Raw genomic sequence first — 533 nt, 5'->3', positions numbered from 1 at the left:
CTAGATGATCGATTCCAAGGGATCCCTGCGGGCATGACGCGAGGGAGTCCAAGTTCGGTGTGTGAAGACTGAATTGGACTCCCTCGCGACTGCACTGTACGTGAAGACCGACGATCTGCTGAAGGCTTCCCCGCATCTGGCGCCGCCGCGTCCAGCTGTGGGCATCGCCCCACGGCTGAGCGACGCGGAACTGGTGACCCTGGCGGTGATGCAGGCCCTACTCGGGTTCGTCTCCGAGGCCCGCTGGCTGCGCCACGCCCGCGCCCACCTGCGCCACCTGTTCCCCTACCTGCCCCAGCAGCCAGGATGGAACAAGCGCCTGCGCAAGTCCGCCGGCCTGGTCCAGCACGTCATCCGGGTGCTGGCCACCGACACCACGCTGTGGACCGACGACGTGTGGGTGGTCGACTCCACCCCGATCGAGTGCGGACGCTCCCGGGAGACCGCCCAGCGCTCCGACCTGGCCGGCTGGGCCCAGTACGGCTACTGCGCCAGCCACTCCCGGTACTTCTGGGGCCTGCGCCTGCACCTGG

1 protein-coding gene is annotated in these 533 nt (G+C 68.3%); it reads left to right on the top strand.

Going from position 1 to position 533, the window contains the following annotated elements; translation table 11 throughout:
• Positions 1 to 61: 61 nt before the first annotated feature.
• Positions 62 to 533: transposase family protein (locus ACFP3V_RS31260; protein ID WP_465270120.1), on the top strand; the 472-nt coding region annotated here is incomplete at its 3' end.

Origin of the sequence: Streptacidiphilus monticola (assembly GCF_042658505.1) — a bacterium.
Lineage (GTDB): Bacteria > Actinomycetota > Actinomycetes > Streptomycetales > Streptomycetaceae > Streptacidiphilus > Streptacidiphilus monticola.
The sequence above is the reverse complement of the archived record's forward strand: the minus strand, read 5'-3'. Positions and strand labels throughout refer to the sequence as shown.